Below are 14,769 nucleotides of genomic sequence, written 5' to 3'. Positions count from 1 at the left end.
GGTGGGTGGCGGGCGCTTCACAGCCCCCGGTGGCGAAGCACGGCATCCAGGCGCGGAAACACGCGGCGCGCATTGCCCTCGTAGACCTGATGTCGCTCTTCGTCGTTGAGATGAGGCGTTGCCTCGATATAGCGCCGGGTGTCGTCGTAGTGGTGGCCGGTTTGCGGATCGATGCCGCGCACCGCCCCCACCATTTCGCTGGCAAACAGAATGTTTTTGGCTGGCAGCACCCGGGTGAGCAAGTCAATGCCGGCCTGGTGGTAGACACAGGTGTCAAAATACAGGTTGTTGAGCAGGTGCTCCTCGAGCAAGGGCTTGCCCAGCGCCTGCGCCAGCCCCCGAAACCGCCCCCAGTGGTAAGGCGCGGCCCCTCCTCCGTGGGGGATCAGCAGGCGCAGCGTGGGAAAGTCCTGGAACAGCGCACTGTCGAGGCACTGCATAAAGGCCGTTGTGTCGGCATTGAGGTAGTGCGCGCCAGTGGTGTGAAAGCAGGCATTGCAACTGGTGGAGACATGCACCATCGCGGGGATGTCGTACTCCACCATCTTTTCGTAAATCGGGTACCAGGAGCGGTCAGACAGCGGCGGCGCAGTCCAGTGCCCACCGGAGGGATCAGGGTTGAGGTTGATCGCCACATTGCCGTATTGCTCGACACAGCGCACCAGCTCGGTGATGCAGGTGCGGGGATCGACACCCGGGGACTGGGGCAGCATCGCGGCCGGCACAAAGTGGTCGGGGAACAGCTCGCTCACGCGAAAGCACAGCTCATTGCAGACCTCGGCCCAGGCGCTCGATGTCTCGAAATCGCCGATATGGTGGGCCATGAAGCTGGCGCGCGGGCTGAAGACGGTCAGGTCCAGCCCCCGCTGGCGCATCAGCTGGAGTTGGTTGCACTCGATGGTCTCGCGAATCTCGTCATCGCTGATGCGCAAATCTGCGGCCCGAGGCGTCAGGCGTGGGTCCTTGAGGCCAGCCATCTGCAGGTCGCGCCACTGGCCCAAGCCAGCAGGTGCGGTTGTGTAATGCCCATGTACATCAATAATCATGCGGTGCTCCTCCCTGTTTGTTCTCTTTGGTAGCGCTTGCAGCCAAACGTGGCTTTGTATGGCCCTGCGTTACACGGGCCCTGCCCAGATGGCGCTGGGCACCATCACCTCGCCGCGCATCAGCACCCGCGCTGTGCGCAGCAAGGCCACCTGGGGCGGCGCATCGGCCTGCGCCACGCCCTGCTTGAGCTTGACGCTCAACACGCCGGAGGGATGCTCGATGGCGACCGTATCGGCATCGGCACCGCTGGCCCGCCGGGCCCATCCGTCACAGACGGAGCCTGGCAGCTCAACGGCCGTGCCCACCGTGACCGCGGCCAGCACGCCAATGCTTTCGTGGCACACATGGGGGATAAAGCTGCGCGTGCTGATCGCACCGCCATGCCGGGGCGGCGCCACCAGGGTCATCTTGGGGTAGTTTTTGGCAGAGACGTCACCCAGACCCATGGCCTTCGCGGCCTGCAGGCGCAGCGCCTCCAGCCGGCGCCGAAGATGGTGGTGGGCATCGAGCTGGGCAACGGTCTCATAGCCGCTGGCACCCATATCCTTTGCTTTGACCATCACCAACGGCATGCCGTTGTCGATGCAGGTCACCTCCACGCTGAATGGCGCAAAGCCCTCTCCTGCCACGTCCATGCGCTCGCGCGCCTTGCCGGTGGGCAGCAGGCTCTTGCAGACCGACCCCGCTGTTTCCTGAAAACAGATCTCGATCGGCGCAGCGCTGCCCGGCACGCCATCGATGCGGGCGTCTCCGCCATCTGCCAGCTGGCCGCCAGATAGCGGCAGCGTGATATCGGCCAGCATGCCGGTGTTGCGGGCCAACACGCGAAAGCTGGCACGCTCACCTTGGGCCTGCACCATGCCCGAGGCCAGCGCAAAGGGCACCGCCGCGGCCAGCATATTGCCGCAGTTGGGGCGGGTATCGACCGTGCCCATGTCCGGCTGCACCTGGGCGAACAGAAACTCCAGATCCACCCCCGCTTGCGCCGAGCGGCTGACAATGCCGATCTTGCTGGTCAGCGCATGCCCGCCGCCAATGCCGTCGATCTGCCGGCCGTCGGGTGAGCCCATTGCGGCCAACAGCACCCGGTCCCGCGTGGCCGTATCCTGGGGCAAATGGGCGGCATTGAAGAATGGCCCTTTGGACGTGCCGCCCCGCATCAGCAGGCAAGGAATCGCTGTTGGCATGGAATGCTCCCCGTGTTCTGTTGGTATCCATTCTGGGGACAGACACCACAAAGAGCCACGGGCACAGCGGCCTAGCAGCTATACCCTGCTGGCATATCTGCGCCGCACAGGCAACGCACAGGCGCGCCTCGTCCTACGGCAGATGGCATCGGCTGCTGTCAGGCCTTCACCCGCCTCTGTCCTAGCATGGGGCATGCTGATTAAGAGAGCTACCTCCAAAGTTTCTAGGAAAGCGGCCGCCGCGCTGGCGAGCCTGTGTATCGCTGCCACGGCCTCTGCGATGAGCGATGAGGAGCTCCGCGCTGAAACCGACCGCATTGCGGCCCAGTACAGCACGGCCATCGCCCATTGCCAGTCGCTGCAGGGCAACGACAAGCACATCTGCATAGAGGATGCCAAAGGCAGCCAGCGCGTGGCCCAGGCCGAGCGCGATGCCAAAGTGCTGGGCGACGCCGGCCACAGTTACCAAGTGCGTGTGGCCAGAGCCGAAGCAGACTACCGCGTTGCCAACGAGCGCTGCAATGAGATGCGCGGTGATGCCGTCGGCATCTGCAAAAAAGACGCCGAGGCGGCCTATCGCAAAGCCCAGCAAGATGCCCAGGTCAAACGCGTGGAGGCGCCCCCTGCCATGTCCACTGACCGTCCCTTGACTCCGCTGGCGCCTGCCCGCAGCGACTTGCCCCTCGCAAACCCGCCGCGTTGATGCCGCATGGCGCGGCGCCGGTGGACATGGCGCAAAAAAACCTGCGCTGACCCGATGCGGTCAGCGCAGGTTTTCTCGCATGCACAAAGGGCCGGCGCCGCCAGCCCCAAAATTTGGCGATCAGCGACGGCAGGCTGCGTAGCCCAGCACCACACCAATGGCCAATGCTGCGCCTGCAATGTGCCAGGGCTCGTCATGCGCATATTTGTCAGTGCATGCGGCGGTGTGCTTGGTTTGCGCAATGGCGCGGGCTGCGGAATCGCGGGCCATGCCCATGCCCTCGTCCATGCGCTCGCGAATGCGCTTGATCTCGGGGATCGCATCGAGCTCCTTGACCGACAGCAGTGCACGCACATCGCCCACCAACTGGTCGACATCCCCCTTCACATCGGAGAGGCTGACTTGTCGCTTCTTGAAAAACATGTTCTTTCCTTTCTTGTACCAAGCCCAAAATGTGCTCTAGCTCATACCTTATCCAAAGACAAACTAGCGCCATGTAGGAAAGCCGCCCGCATCGGCGTGCAAGGGTTCTGCTATCAGCGGTGGCAGAACAAAACCATGCTTTGGCGCACAAGCGCTGCCCCCGCTTTTCCTACACACAAGCCTTGCCTTGCAGTCCACCATGGGCGCTGAGCCCCATGAACCCTGGAGGATGTATGCCAGACCAAGCCCCCGAGAAAACCAACCCGCCCGCGAGCGACGAGACCAAGATCAACACCACCCGCAAGCAGCAGCCCCATGACACCGGCTCGCAGGCCAAGATGCCCCATGAAAAAGACCAGTCCGTGGGGGAGACCAGCCCAGAGCCCTCGCCCGAGATGGAGCAAGCCCATACAGATCTCAAGCGCGGTCTGATCGATACCGATGCGCGTGCCCCCGACGGCCGGCCCAAAGCAAGCAAACCATCGGCCACTTGAGGCATTTCATCGCCGCAGACATCAGCGGTACAGCATTCGAAAACCCTATTTGGGGGCAAATGATTTATTTTGTAACATGATCAAATATACAAATGCATCTATAGGATAAATCTTGCTTTCGTACTAAGCTGTCCACGTTGGAGCCCGTCCATGTGGCACCGACAGGAAGGTTTGCCGTGTCGCAACGAAAGCAGGAGGATGCTGCCACAGGCGATTACCTGGAACAGCTCAAAGCCGAAGGTGCCAGTCTTTTGATGCAGAACCCACAGGAAGGTACGCCCGAGCACGCCAAGATGATGCTGATTGACGCCAAGATTGACCAACTCACCAGCCCCATTACCGTCCCGAACTGGAAGGAAACAGGTTTGTGAACCGCAGCCCGCTGATCCAGCGGGTTTTTTGTTGCCCGGCGCAACCGCTGCGCCGGGGGCCGCACGGCAGCGAACTTGGAGCCGCTAACACGACCCAGCAAACCGGAGGTTTGCGGTTGAGACGAGGTGTCAAACCGCAGACAGTACAAACGTACGGCAAGGCTTGAGGCGGCCGGCTAGGCAACGACGTATCAAGGGTTTTGTTTGCGGCTCTCATTGGTGGGCCTGTAGCGTCTCCCGCTGATCCTGAGCACTGGGCAAGGTCACCCAGCGCGCCAGTTTGGGCCGCAGCCAGTTCTCCAGATCATCCATCACCGCATAGACCACCGGCACCAGCACCAGCGACAAGGCGGTGGACGACACCAGCCCGCCGATGACGGCAACGGCGAGCGGCTGGCGGAACTCCGAGCCGCTGCTCACGCCCAAAGCGGTAGGCAGCATGCCCATGGCCATCGCAATCGTGGTCATGATGATCGGCCGGGTGCGCTCATGGGCGGCTTCCAGCAGGGCCTCGGTCTGGCTCTTGCCCATGCGCTCGGCCTCCACCGCATGCTCGACCAGCAAGATCGAGTTCTTCGCCGCCAGGCCCATCAGCATCAGCAAGCCAATCAGCACCGGCAGGTTCAGCTCTCCGCCTGTTGCCAGCAAGGCCAAAAAGGCGCCGGCCAGCGACAGCGGCAGTGCCGCCAGAATCACCACCGGTTTGACAAAGCTGCGGAACAGCAAGATCAGCACGCCAAAGATCAGCCCCACCCCCGCCATGATGGCCAGGCCAAAGCTGGCAAACAGCTCCTGCATGCCCTCGGCATCGCCATAGAGCGGGCGCGATACGCCCTCGGGCAGGTTCTTCAGGAACGGCAGCGCATCCACGGCCGCATTGGCCTGGCCCAGCGACACGCCATGGACCTCCGCCTCCAAGGTGATGCGGCGCTCGCGGTCAAAGCGATCGATGTGGGATTCGCCCACCTGGAAATGCATGTCCGCCACCGCCGACAAGGGCACCGTGCCACCCTGCCCCGTGGGCACGCGCAGCGCGCCAATACTGTCCAGATCACGCAAGGTACCCTGGGGCAGCCGCACGCGCACCGCCAGCCGCTGGCGCCCGGTGTTGAACTTGGAGGCGGTCGCATCCAGGTCACCCAGGCTGGCCATGCGCGCCACCTCGGCCACCACATCGGGGGTCACGCCCAGGCGCGCGGCCGCATCGGGCTTGAGCCGTATCACCAGCTCGGGGCCCGGGTTGGGCGCCACCTGGTGCACATTGGCCAGCATGGGCAGGCCGCGCAGCTCGCGCTCGGCGTCTGCGGCCGTGCGCCGCAGCAGCTCGCCATGGTGGCCACCCAGGATTACCTGCAGGTTCTGCGTGCCGCCGCCTTCGCTCTCGCTATAGCTCAGCCGCACATCGGGCACCTGCAGCAGCAGAGGCCGCAGATGGTCCTGGAAGGCCTTGGTCGTCATCGAGCGCGGTGATTTGAGCTGCACAATCACGCTGCCCTTGCGCGGGTCGCCATCGCGCTGGCTGCTGCCCACGCTGACAAACACATCCTGCACATCCCCTTGCTGGCGCAGCAAACGGGTCAGGCTGGCGGCCGAGGCGCGCATGTCTTCGGTGGTCGCGCCGGGCGCGCCTTGCAGGTTGATCTGCACCGTGCCGCCATCGCCCTTGGGCGCAAAGCCGGTGGGCAGCAGCGAGGCGAGCACCAGCGAGCCGACAAAAATCAGCACCCCGGCCGCCAGCGACCACCAGCGGTGCGCCAGCGCCCACTCCAGCAACCGGCGGTAGCGGCCAGTAAAGGGCTTTTGGGGATGCGGCTGCGCGGAGGGCTTAAGCAAATAGGCGCACATCAGCGGTGACAGCAGGCGCGCCACCAAGAGCGAAAACATCACCGACACGGCCACCGTCACCCCGAACTCGCGGAAGTACGGCCCGGCATAGCCACCCATAAAGGCGACCGGCAAAAACACCACGGCAATGGCCAAGGTGGTGGCCACCACCGCCAGGCCAATCGCGTCGGCCCCTTCCATCGAGGCGCGCCAGGGCGAGGCGCCGGCCTGCACCCTTTTTTGGATGTTCTCCACCTCGACAATGGCGTCATCGACCAGCACGCCGATCACCAAGGTCAAGGCCAGCAGGGACAGCATATTGAGCGAATAGCCGAGCCAATGGATCACCGCAAACGTGGGGATCAGCGAGATCGGCATGGCCACCGCCGCAATGAGCGTCGCGCGCCAGTCGCGCAAGAACATGAACACGACGACCGCCGCCAGCAGCATGCCTTCGAGCAAGGTCGCCACCGTGGCATCAAAGCTCTCGCGGGTGTTCTTGGCGCCCGATGACACCAGCTGGTACGAGACCCCGGGCTGCTCCTTGGCCAGCGCCGCCACCGCCTTGGCCACCGCCGTCTCCACATCCACGTCGGACGCGGCCTTGGTCTTCATCACCTGAAAACCGACCACCGCCTCGCCATTCAAGGCCGCAAAGCCGCGCCGGTCGCTGGCGCCACTGGCCACGGTGGCCACATCGCCCAGGCGCAGATGGCGGCCGTCACGGGTGGCAATCACCAGTTGCTCGAGCTCCTGCACCGAAGGGGCGGCCGCGAGGATACGCACCTGCTGCTCCTGCGCACCAATCTGCGTGCGGCCGCCCGATGCATCGAGGTTGTGCGCGCGCAGCGCATCGTTCACCGCCACAGCCGTCAGTCCCAGCGCCTGCAGCTTGGCGGGGTCCAAGGTCACGGTGATGTCGCGCGCCACACCCCCCACCTGGGTCACCTGGCCCACGCCGGGCAGCGCCACCAGCTTGCGCGCCACCACATCCTCAATGAACCAGTTCAGTTCCACATCGTCCATGCCCGGGGCGGAAACCGCATAGGTCAGCAAGGGCATGGCATCAAAATCGAGGCGCTCGACAATCGGCGGCTCGATGCTGGCTGGCAGGTTGGCGCGCACACGGTCAATGGCCGCCCGCACCTCGTCGACGGCCCGCTGCGGCTCCAGCCCAATCTCGAACTCCACCAAGGTCAGCGACATGCCCTGGGTGACGGTCGAGATCACATGCTTGACGCGGGCGACATTGGCCACCCCGTCTTCCACCACGCGGGTGACCTGGGTTTCCACCTCGGTGGCCGCCGCGCTGGGCAAGGCCACTGCCACCTGCACGATGGGAAAGGACACATCCGGGTAGAGCTTGATCGGCATGACACGGTAGGCCATCAGCCCGGCCACCAGGATGGCGATGAACAGCACCACCACGGGGATCGGGTTCTGGATGGACCAGGCGGAGATACGCAGCTTCATCGCTGGCCTCCAGCCGCAGCAGCAGGTGCAGGTGCAGGTGCCGCCTCCGGCGTGGCAGGCACGGCGGCCGGCTGGGCAGCGCCATTGATCTGCACCCGGTCCCCCTCCAGCACAAAGGCGCCGCCGCCCAAGGCCAGGCGCGTGCCCAGCGGCGGGCCATCGCGCAAGGCCACCCAGCCCTGGGCACGGGCGCCCAGGCTCACCGGCAGCTTGCGGATACGGCTGTCGGCATCGATCGTGGCCAGCTGCGGGCCACCGGCTTCAAAGTGGATGGCTTTTTCTGGCACTGCCGCCACCGGTGCGGCCGCCTGCGCAAAACGCGCCTGCGCAAAGCCGCCGGGGCGCAGATCGGCCCGCACCGGCAGCGCCACGCGCACCTGGGCCAGCTTGGTCTTGTCGTCCACCCGGCGCGACAAAAGCCGCACCTGGCCCTCCAGCTCAACACCCGAAGCCAGGGTCACCGCCACCTGGTTGCCCGGCTGGATACGGTCCACCTGGTCCTCGGGCACCTCGGCAGCCAGCTCCACCATGCCGTCCCGCGCCAGGCGGAACATCGCCTCGCCCCCAGGGCTGGCCACATCGCCCCGGCGCACATTGCGCTGCAGCACCACACCGGCCACCGGCGCGCGCAGCACCATGCGCTCGGCCTCTACGCGCAGCCCCGCCAGGTTGGCCGCTGCCACATCGGCATTGGCCTGGGCGCTGGCCGCTGCCGTGCGGCGCTGCTGGATCTGCTCGTCCGACAGCACGCCCTGGCCGTCCAGGCCTTCGACCCGTGCCGATTCGGCCCGGGCCTGCCTGGCCTGCGCCTTGGCCTGCACCAGGCTGGCCTGGGCCTGGGCAATCTTGGCCTGCAGCAAGCCGTCATCGAGCCGCGCCAGCGGCTGGCCGGCACGTACCTGGTCGCCCTCATCGGCCAGCAGCGCGGCCACCCGGTAGCCGCTCAGCTCCGGGCCAATCGCAATTTCTTCGCGCGCCACCAGCAGGCCCGATGCCTGCTGCACCCCACCCATGGGACGCAGCTCCACCTGCGCCACGCTCACCGTTCGCACCACCTCGGCCACCGGCTTCGCAGTCTTGTCCGCACTGCCTTCGGAGCAGGCCACCAGGCCCAGCAGGGCCAGCGACCCCAGGCCTAGCCCCAAGCCCACGCGCCATCCGCTTGTCATTGATTGCAGCATTGCATCCCTCTCAATTCGTCTTCTGTGTATCGGTGCCCAGCGCATCCCGGGGCCAACCGCCGCCCAGCGCCTGGAACACCTGCACCGCATGCGCCAAGGCTTCAGCGCGCGCCTGGGTCAGGCCACCGCGCGAGTCGCGGTAGACCTGCTCGGCATCGAGCACCACCACCAGGTCAAAAAAGCCGGCCTCATAGCCCTTGCGCGCCGCCTCATAGGCCGTCTGCGCCCGCGCCTCGGCCTGCGCCAGCACTTTCAGCCGCTGTGTATCGGGCGCCATGCGGAGCAGCGCCTGGTCCGTCTCGGAAAACGCGCGCTGCACCACCTGCTCATAGGCGATCACCGCCTGCTCGGCGCGGGCGCCCTGAGCGCGGGCGTTGGCCAACAAGCGCGGGCGGTCCAGTACCGGCATGGCCACATTGCCTGCCAGCGACCACAGCCCGGTGCTGAGCGACGCGCCCTGCTTTTGCCAGTTCAGCCCCAGCCCGGGCGTCAAGGTGATGCTGGGCAGCAGCGCCAGGCGCGACAGCTCCAGGCCGCCCGCGGCCGCATCCATCTGCGCCTGGGCCTGCAGCACATCGGGGCGCCGCGCCAGCAAATCCGCAGGCAAGGCACGCGGCAGCGCCGGCGCCTGGGTTTGGCTGTCATCGAGCACCAGGGCCGACAAGGGCTGGTCGCCCTGCCCCACCAGCACCAGCAAGGCGCGCCGTGCGGCATCGAGCTGCGACTGCAGCACCAGCGCATTGGCCTGGGCTGCCAGCAAGCTGGCATCGACCCGCGCCACATCGGCCAGCGCCACCAGGCCGCGCTCGAGCTTGCGCGCCAGCACCTGCTGCAGGCGGGTCTGGATGGTGATCGTCGCCTGGGCATCGGCCAGCGCAGCGGTCAGGCGCTGGGCCTCAAACAGGCTGCGCGCCACTTCGGCCACCAAGGCCGCGCGCTCGCCATAGGCGCCATAGAGCGCCGCGCCAAAGTCGCCATCGGCCTGCCGCGCCAGCGCATCACCCCGGCCCAGCACATCGAGCTCCCAGGAGACTTGCAGGTCCAGCCCGGCGCTACTTTGCCGGCCCAGGCCAACCCCACCCGCCGATGCACCGCCCAGCCGCTGCACGCTTCTGCGCTCGCCGCTGGCGCGCAGGCCGCCCTGGGGCTGGTACTGGGTCAGCGCCGCCTCGCGCACCGCCCTGGCCTCGCGCACCCGCGCCAGCGCCATCCGCGCCTCGGTGCTGGCCGCCAAGGCCTGGTCCACCAGGCGGTTGAGCTGGGGCTGCTCGAACAGGGTCCACCAGGTATCGAGCTGGGGCGCCGCCTGCGCTGGCTGCAGGTCCGGCAACGAAGAGGCCACCGAAAACTGCGACGCCACCACCGGCGCTGGCGCGGGCGCATCCGGCACCGACGAGCACCCCGACAAAGCCGCCAGGCACAGCGGCGCGGCCGCCCATAGAACGTATTTCATGGCTCGGGTACTCAGTCTGGTGCTTTGCGGCTGGATGACGGCGCGCGAGCTTGGCGCACTTTAGGTGCTTTAGGCATTTTGGGCGTGGTTGCAGCAGCGGCTGCCGCCCTCTCGGCACGTGCCGATCGCCGGGCAGGCACCGGTGGCGCCGCCGCCTGCTTTTGCCGCTCGGCCAGCTTGGCCAGCAGCTCCTGCAAGGTCTGGGCCGTCACCGCATGAAAATCCTGCGCCTGCTTGAGGCGCGCGGTGGCATCAGCGGACAGCGGGCTGGCCGCCAGCAGCTCATCCACATAGGTCGTAAAGCGCTGGCAATCGGCAATGCTCTGCTCCAGCACGATCAAGAAGGGGTTGGCGCGCAGGCTGAAAAAGTCCTGGCGCTCGCCGCGCATCGCCACCCGCTCGATGATCCCCAGGCGTTCGAGCAAACGGGTATTGGTGCTCACGCTGGCGCGGCTGGCCTGCATGCGCTCGGCCAGCTCGGCAAAGCTGATGGGCCCGCCATCGAGCAAAAAGATGCCGATCAGGCGCCCTGCAATCCGGGGCAGGCCACTGGTTTCCGCCTGGATCGCATTGCGCTCGATAAACAGCTCGCGCGCTTCCAGCGCTTCATGCGCCTTCTTGGCCGCCGAGGCCGCCTTCGCCTTGTCCTGCTGGGTCACAGCCACCATCCTTTATCCATATTGTTCAGTCACCGCTGAACAATATAAACGAATTCGGGTTGACCCTAGTTATTAGAAGTAACGCTCGCCTAAAAAAGAAAAAGGGCCGTGGTGGTCGGCCCTGCGGTGCTGTGCTACTGGTGGTCAGGACTGGCGCAAGGCCAGCCGCGCCGTCAGCAGGGTGCGCCCCGGCTCGGAATCGATCTCGAGCACGCCGCCCACGCGGCCGATACGCACGGCCATCGAGCGCATGCCGATGCCCAGGCCCGAAGCCTCCACGGCTGCGGCATCAAAGCCCACGCCATCGTCTTCGATCTCCAGCACCAGCCCATCGGCCTCAGGCTGCAGAAAGGACAGGCGCACCTGGCGCGCCTGGCTGTGCTTGATGACATTGGTGAGGCCCTCCTCGACCAGGCGCGTCATCGCCAGGTACTGCAGCGCATCGGGCGGTGTGCGCCAGGCGGGCGCAAACTGCCAGTCGCAGCGGATGTCGAGCGCATCGAACAGGTTGGCAAAGCGGTGGCGCAACGGGGCCAGCCACTCCTGCGGCGACGCGGGCACGCGCACCTGGGCCGAGGAGTTGCTGTCAATAGTCTGGCGCAGGTCATCACGAATGTGCTTGAGCATGGACAGCACCTGGGGCCGCGTCAGGCTGCCACCGCCGCCCTGCTCCACGGCAGCAATCATGTGCACCAGCGAACCACCGAGCCCGTCATGAAGGTCATGGGTCAGGGCCAGGCGCTCTTGCAGGCGCGCGTTCGACAGCTTTTGTGCATCGAGCTCGGCCTTGACCTGCTCGGCCTTCTTCTGCTCGGTGATGTCGAAGGTAAAGCCGATCAGCCCGGTGGTCTCGCCCTGTGCATCGCACAGCACATGCACCACCTCGCGCACCCAGACAAAGCTGCCTTCACTGGTCAGCGCGCGGTACTCAGCCTCGTGGTCCACGCCGGCCAGGCACAGCCCCACGCAGCGGTTGACCGTCGTGTCGCGCTCGTCCGGGTGGATACGCTCGGCCCAATCGTTCACCGTCTGCCAGCTGTCCTGGGGCCAGCCCAGCAGCGCCTCGATCTGTGGGCCCACATAGGTGTACTTTTTGCTCGCCCAATCGATGCGGAACGGAATCGCCAACGTGGACTCCAGCAACGTTTGGTAGAGGCCGTTGTCGGTATCGGGCTCCAGGGTGCGTAGACGAGGCTGCGTATCGAGCATAGGGGTGTCAGGGTTGCGTCAACAAGGGGTGAACCGTCGGCAACGCATTCCAGAACCAGTAGAAGTACCCGCTGTCTTTGGGCAGCAAGGTCAGGGTCTGCACACTTCTTTGTGTGCCTCCCCGCCAACAGGCCAGGGCTGAATTGCGGTTGCCGTGCAGATCGATATAGGCCGCATCCGGGATTTTGGGCCTGGGCGGCATGTACAAGGCCATGCCCCGGGGCACCCAAAGATCGGCGAGAAAGATTCTATCCCGGTGGGGCCAATAGCGCCCTACCGAAATCACCAGCGGCAGCTGGGGGTCTACCGAGGAGAACACATGCGGGAAATCATGGTGCTCCAGGTCGGTGCAGACCGTGGGCTGCAGCTGGTTGCGCTGCGCATCGTCCAGGTACGGACACTGCTGGCCGGCAAACATGCCGTACTCGAACGGGGTGTTCTCCAGATGGCGGATCGGGCTTTGCATGCGCAGGCCCTGGCCCGGCTCGATCAAGGTGATGCCAAACGCAGCAGCGGCCTCGCGCGTGGCCCACAGCGGCTCGTACACCACCTCGGTGGCGACGAACTCCAACTTAGTCTCCTCACCAAATGTTGTCGGCGGCAAGCGATGCGTGCCACTGACCTGGTAGCCGCGACCCCAAGAGGGCTCGGGGGAACCGGCCGCGGGGCTGCCCGCCACCGGGCTGCCGGCCACCGGAGTGCCGGCCACAGGCTGCAGCTCCTTCACCGCTGCAGGGAGCTTGTCCTTGAATGTGGGCATGCCATCGATATTGCAGACATAGGGCTTCTCCTGCGTATCGACCCATGTGCCGATACCGTCTCGAATCAGCAAAGGCGCATCAAAAAAAGTGTGGGGCACGGTCAATCACTCCAGATGGGATGGGCGGGCGGTTGGGGGAAAGCGAGAAAAGGGACCAGCGCTGCGCGCGTCCGGCTCAATCCACCAGGCGGCGCCGGCGCGCTTCCTGCGCTGCCTGGGTGCGCGAGGACACCGACAGCTTGCGGTAGACATTCTTGATATGCGACTCGACCGTGTAGCGCGACAGAAACAGGCGCTCGGCAATCTCGCGGTTGCTCAGGCCCTCGACCACGAGGTGCAGGATAGTGTGTTCGCGCGCACTCAAGCCCGGGTCGTCCGCCGCCTGCACGGCTGGCGGGGCTTGCAGCGGCAGCTCCTCAATAATGCGCCGGGCAATAAAGGGGTCGATGGGCGCGCCGCCGCGCAGCACGCTGCGCAAGGCCATGGCCATTTCCATGTCGTCGCGCTCCTTGAGCACATAGCCCACGGCGCCCGCGCGCAAGGCCGCCCAGATCATTTCCTGCGTGCTCCAGGCAGACACCACCAGCATCGGCAAGTTGGGCGCCTGGGCATGGAGCTCCTCGATCAGCTCGATACCACTGCCATCGGGCAGGCCCAGGTCCACCAGCACCAGTGATACGGTGTGGGCCTCGCCCGCCAGGTAAGCGCGCGCCTGGGCGAGCGACCCGGCCATCACCAGCGCATCGCTGCTGTAGCCCAGCTGCTGCAGCAAGCCCTGCAGCCGGTTGCGCACCAGCGGGTTGTCCTCCACCACCAGTACGGGTGCGGGCAGTGCGAGATCGGCGGTGAGCATCTGGGTGGGCATGGGATCCGTTCATATTCCAAGTGCTGCAATTATTCCGCAAGCCCAGGCCCTTGCCCCTCACTGAAACTGGTGAATTTCAGCGCCGTGACGGTTTGCTGAACACCGCGTGGCAGCGGCCAATGATCGCCCTTAAGAGTCGCTAACACAACCCTTGATACGTCGTTGCCGAACCTTGTCGTACTACTGTACTGCCTGCGGCTCGACGCCTAGTCTCAATCGCAAACCTTCGGTTTGCTGGGTCGTGTTAGCGACTCTAAGTAAACCGCTTCTCCAGCGCATCCCAGGCGGGCTTGCCCACCAGGCGCTGGCGCTCGGCAAAGGTGGCCACCAGGCCGCTCGCCTCCTGCACCGACTTCTCATCGCGCAGCACGGTCAAGGTCTTTTGCATGCCGGCCACTGCCCCCTGCAGCGCCGCATTGGCATAGAGCACGATGCCGTAGCCCAGCGCGCCCAGTTGCTCGGCATCAAAAATGGGGGTCTTGCCGCCAATCACCATGTTCATCAGCTGCGGGGTGGCGAGCCGCTTGGGCAGCGCGCGGATCTCTTCAGCGCTGGTGACCGCCTCGACAAACAAAATATCGGCCCCGGCTTCGGCAAAGCGCTGGGCCCGCTCCACCGCCGCCTCAAAGCCATGGGTGGCCGCCGCATCGGTGCGCGCCATGATCAGCAGGTTCGGGTCGCGCCGGGCATCGACGGCGGCCTTGATCTTGCTCACCGCCTCTTCGGTGGAGACCACCTCCTTGCCGTTGAAATGCCCGCAGCGCTTGGGCGCCACCTGGTCTTCGAGCTGGATGCAGTCGGCACCGGCACGCTCCAGGGTGCGCACCGTGTGGTAGACATTGAGCGCATTGCCAAAACCGGTATCGGCATCGACCAGCAAGGGCACACTGACCGTATCGCGGATGCGCGCCGTGTGGTCGGCGATCTCAGCGAGGCCCATAAAGCCCTGGTCCGGCAGGCCCAACCACATATTGGTCACGCCCGCGCCGGTCACGTAAATCGCCTCAAAGCCCAGGTCCTCGATCACCTTGGCCGACAGCGCATTGAAGGCGCCCGGCACCAGCACGCCCCGGCGCGCCGCCACCATGTCTTTCAGCAGTTGCTTGGTATCCATCCCACC

14 protein-coding genes are annotated in these 14,769 nt (G+C 65.6%); 3 read left to right on the top strand and 11 right to left on the bottom strand.

Going from position 1 to position 14,769, the window contains the following annotated elements:
* Positions 1–17: 17 nt before the first annotated feature.
* Both F0Q04_RS11175 and F0Q04_RS11170 read right to left on the bottom strand, forming a co-directional pair.
* Entirely contained in the window at positions 18–1,046 is a 1,029-nt protein-coding gene (locus F0Q04_RS11175) for an amidohydrolase family protein (RefSeq protein ID WP_182345451.1), read from the bottom strand.
* A gap of 69 nt (positions 1,047–1,115) precedes the next feature.
* Positions 1,116–2,234 carry a 4-oxalomesaconate tautomerase gene (locus F0Q04_RS11170; protein ID WP_116925209.1) on the bottom strand — a complete coding sequence of 373 codons (1,119 nt, stop codon included), beginning with the start codon at positions 2,232–2,234 and terminating at the stop codon, positions 1,116–1,118.
* Between the two features lie 193 nt (positions 2,235–2,427).
* Here F0Q04_RS11170 and F0Q04_RS11165 point away from each other — a divergent pair, with 193 nt between their 5' ends.
* Positions 2,428–2,937: a hypothetical protein gene (locus F0Q04_RS11165; RefSeq protein ID WP_133248089.1), complete on the top strand. Its 510-nt coding sequence runs from the start codon at positions 2,428–2,430 to the stop codon at positions 2,935–2,937.
* A 120-nt stretch (positions 2,938–3,057) separates the two neighbouring features.
* Here F0Q04_RS11165 and F0Q04_RS11160 read toward each other — a convergent pair whose 3' ends face one another.
* Positions 3,058–3,360: a DUF883 family protein gene (locus F0Q04_RS11160; protein ID WP_116925207.1), complete on the bottom strand. Its 303-nt coding sequence runs from the start codon at positions 3,358–3,360 to the stop codon at positions 3,058–3,060.
* Between the two features lie 233 nt (positions 3,361–3,593).
* On the opposite strand from F0Q04_RS11160, the gene F0Q04_RS11155 reads away from it, so the two are divergent.
* On the top strand, positions 3,594–3,854 hold the full coding sequence (locus tag F0Q04_RS11155) for a hypothetical protein (RefSeq protein ID WP_232539609.1): 261 nt from the start codon (positions 3,594–3,596) through the stop codon (positions 3,852–3,854).
* 176 nt (positions 3,855–4,030) lie between these two features.
* Positions 4,031–4,225, top strand: coding sequence for a hypothetical protein (locus tag F0Q04_RS11150; RefSeq protein WP_133248088.1), 195 nt, complete (start codon positions 4,031–4,033; stop codon positions 4,223–4,225).
* Positions 4,226–4,438: 213 nt separating this feature from the next.
* Here F0Q04_RS11150 and F0Q04_RS11145 read toward each other — a convergent pair whose 3' ends face one another.
* From F0Q04_RS11145 to F0Q04_RS11110, 8 genes are all read right to left on the bottom strand, one after another.
* A complete protein-coding gene (locus tag F0Q04_RS11145; protein ID WP_182345450.1) occupies positions 4,439–7,522 on the bottom strand; it encodes an efflux RND transporter permease subunit in 3,084 nt (1,027 codons plus the stop codon).
* Positions 7,519–8,691 (bottom strand): efflux RND transporter periplasmic adaptor subunit, encoded by a 1,173-nt coding sequence (locus F0Q04_RS11140; RefSeq protein ID WP_116925203.1) that lies wholly within the window; start codon positions 8,689–8,691, stop codon positions 7,519–7,521. The genes F0Q04_RS11145 and F0Q04_RS11140 overlap by 4 nt, the downstream gene beginning before the upstream one ends.
* Positions 8,692–8,713: 22 nt before the next feature.
* Positions 8,714–10,156: an efflux transporter outer membrane subunit gene (locus F0Q04_RS11135; RefSeq protein ID WP_182345449.1), complete on the bottom strand. Its 1,443-nt coding sequence runs from the start codon at positions 10,154–10,156 to the stop codon at positions 8,714–8,716.
* Between the two features lie 11 nt (positions 10,157–10,167).
* Positions 10,168–10,824, bottom strand: coding sequence for a GbsR/MarR family transcriptional regulator (locus tag F0Q04_RS11130; RefSeq protein WP_182345448.1), 657 nt, complete (start codon positions 10,822–10,824; stop codon positions 10,168–10,170).
* A gap of 135 nt (positions 10,825–10,959) precedes the next feature.
* Positions 10,960–12,024, bottom strand: a complete 1,065-nt coding sequence (locus F0Q04_RS11125; protein WP_182345447.1) for a PAS domain-containing protein — start codon at positions 12,022–12,024, stop codon at positions 10,960–10,962.
* Between the two features lie 7 nt (positions 12,025–12,031).
* A complete protein-coding gene (locus tag F0Q04_RS11120) occupies positions 12,032–12,883 on the bottom strand; it encodes a hypothetical protein (protein WP_182345446.1) in 852 nt (283 codons plus the stop codon).
* 76 nt (positions 12,884–12,959) lie between these two features.
* On the bottom strand, positions 12,960–13,649 hold the full coding sequence (locus F0Q04_RS11115) for a response regulator (protein WP_116925199.1): 690 nt from the start codon (positions 13,647–13,649) through the stop codon (positions 12,960–12,962).
* A gap of 253 nt (positions 13,650–13,902) precedes the next feature.
* The gene (locus F0Q04_RS11110) at positions 13,903–14,763 is read right to left on the bottom strand and encodes an isocitrate lyase/PEP mutase family protein (protein ID WP_182345445.1); all 861 of its coding nucleotides are present in this window, start codon (positions 14,761–14,763) and stop codon (positions 13,903–13,905) included.
* Positions 14,764–14,769: the final 6 nt, after the last annotated feature.

This window comes from Comamonas koreensis (assembly GCF_014076495.1).
Classification (GTDB): domain Bacteria; phylum Pseudomonadota; class Gammaproteobacteria; order Burkholderiales; family Burkholderiaceae_C; genus Comamonas; species Comamonas squillarum.
The sequence above is the reverse complement of the archived record's forward strand: the minus strand, read 5'-3'. Positions and strand labels throughout refer to the sequence as shown.

What these genes read in the sequence shown, in the direction of transcription:
- F0Q04_RS11160 (WP_116925207.1), bottom strand. Translation starts at nt 3,360, where the DNA reads ATGTTTTTCAAGAAGCGACAAGTCAGCCTCTCCGATGTGAAGGGGGAT.
- F0Q04_RS11140 (WP_116925203.1), bottom strand. Translation starts at nt 8,691, where the DNA reads ATGACAAGCGGATGGCGCGTGGGCTTGGGGCTAGGCCTGGGGTCGCTG.
- F0Q04_RS11165 (WP_133248089.1), top strand. Translation starts at nt 2,428, where the DNA reads ATGCTGATTAAGAGAGCTACCTCCAAAGTTTCTAGGAAAGCGGCCGCC.
- F0Q04_RS11125 (WP_182345447.1), bottom strand. Translation starts at nt 12,024, where the DNA reads ATGCTCGATACGCAGCCTCGTCTACGCACCCTGGAGCCCGATACCGAC.
- F0Q04_RS11175 (WP_182345451.1), bottom strand. Translation starts at nt 1,046, where the DNA reads ATGATTATTGATGTACATGGGCATTACACAACCGCACCTGCTGGCTTG.
- F0Q04_RS11170 (WP_116925209.1), bottom strand. Translation starts at nt 2,234, where the DNA reads ATGCCAACAGCGATTCCTTGCCTGCTGATGCGGGGCGGCACGTCCAAA.
- F0Q04_RS11135 (WP_182345449.1), bottom strand. Translation starts at nt 10,156, where the DNA reads ATGAAATACGTTCTATGGGCGGCCGCGCCGCTGTGCCTGGCGGCTTTG.
- F0Q04_RS11110 (WP_182345445.1), bottom strand. Translation starts at nt 14,763, where the DNA reads ATGGATACCAAGCAACTGCTGAAAGACATGGTGGCGGCGCGCCGGGGC.
- F0Q04_RS11155 (WP_232539609.1), top strand. Translation starts at nt 3,594, where the DNA reads ATGCCAGACCAAGCCCCCGAGAAAACCAACCCGCCCGCGAGCGACGAG.
- F0Q04_RS11130 (WP_182345448.1), bottom strand. Translation starts at nt 10,824, where the DNA reads ATGGTGGCTGTGACCCAGCAGGACAAGGCGAAGGCGGCCTCGGCGGCC.
- F0Q04_RS11145 (WP_182345450.1), bottom strand. Translation starts at nt 7,522, where the DNA reads ATGAAGCTGCGTATCTCCGCCTGGTCCATCCAGAACCCGATCCCCGTG.
- F0Q04_RS11115 (WP_116925199.1), bottom strand. Translation starts at nt 13,649, where the DNA reads ATGCCCACCCAGATGCTCACCGCCGATCTCGCACTGCCCGCACCCGTA.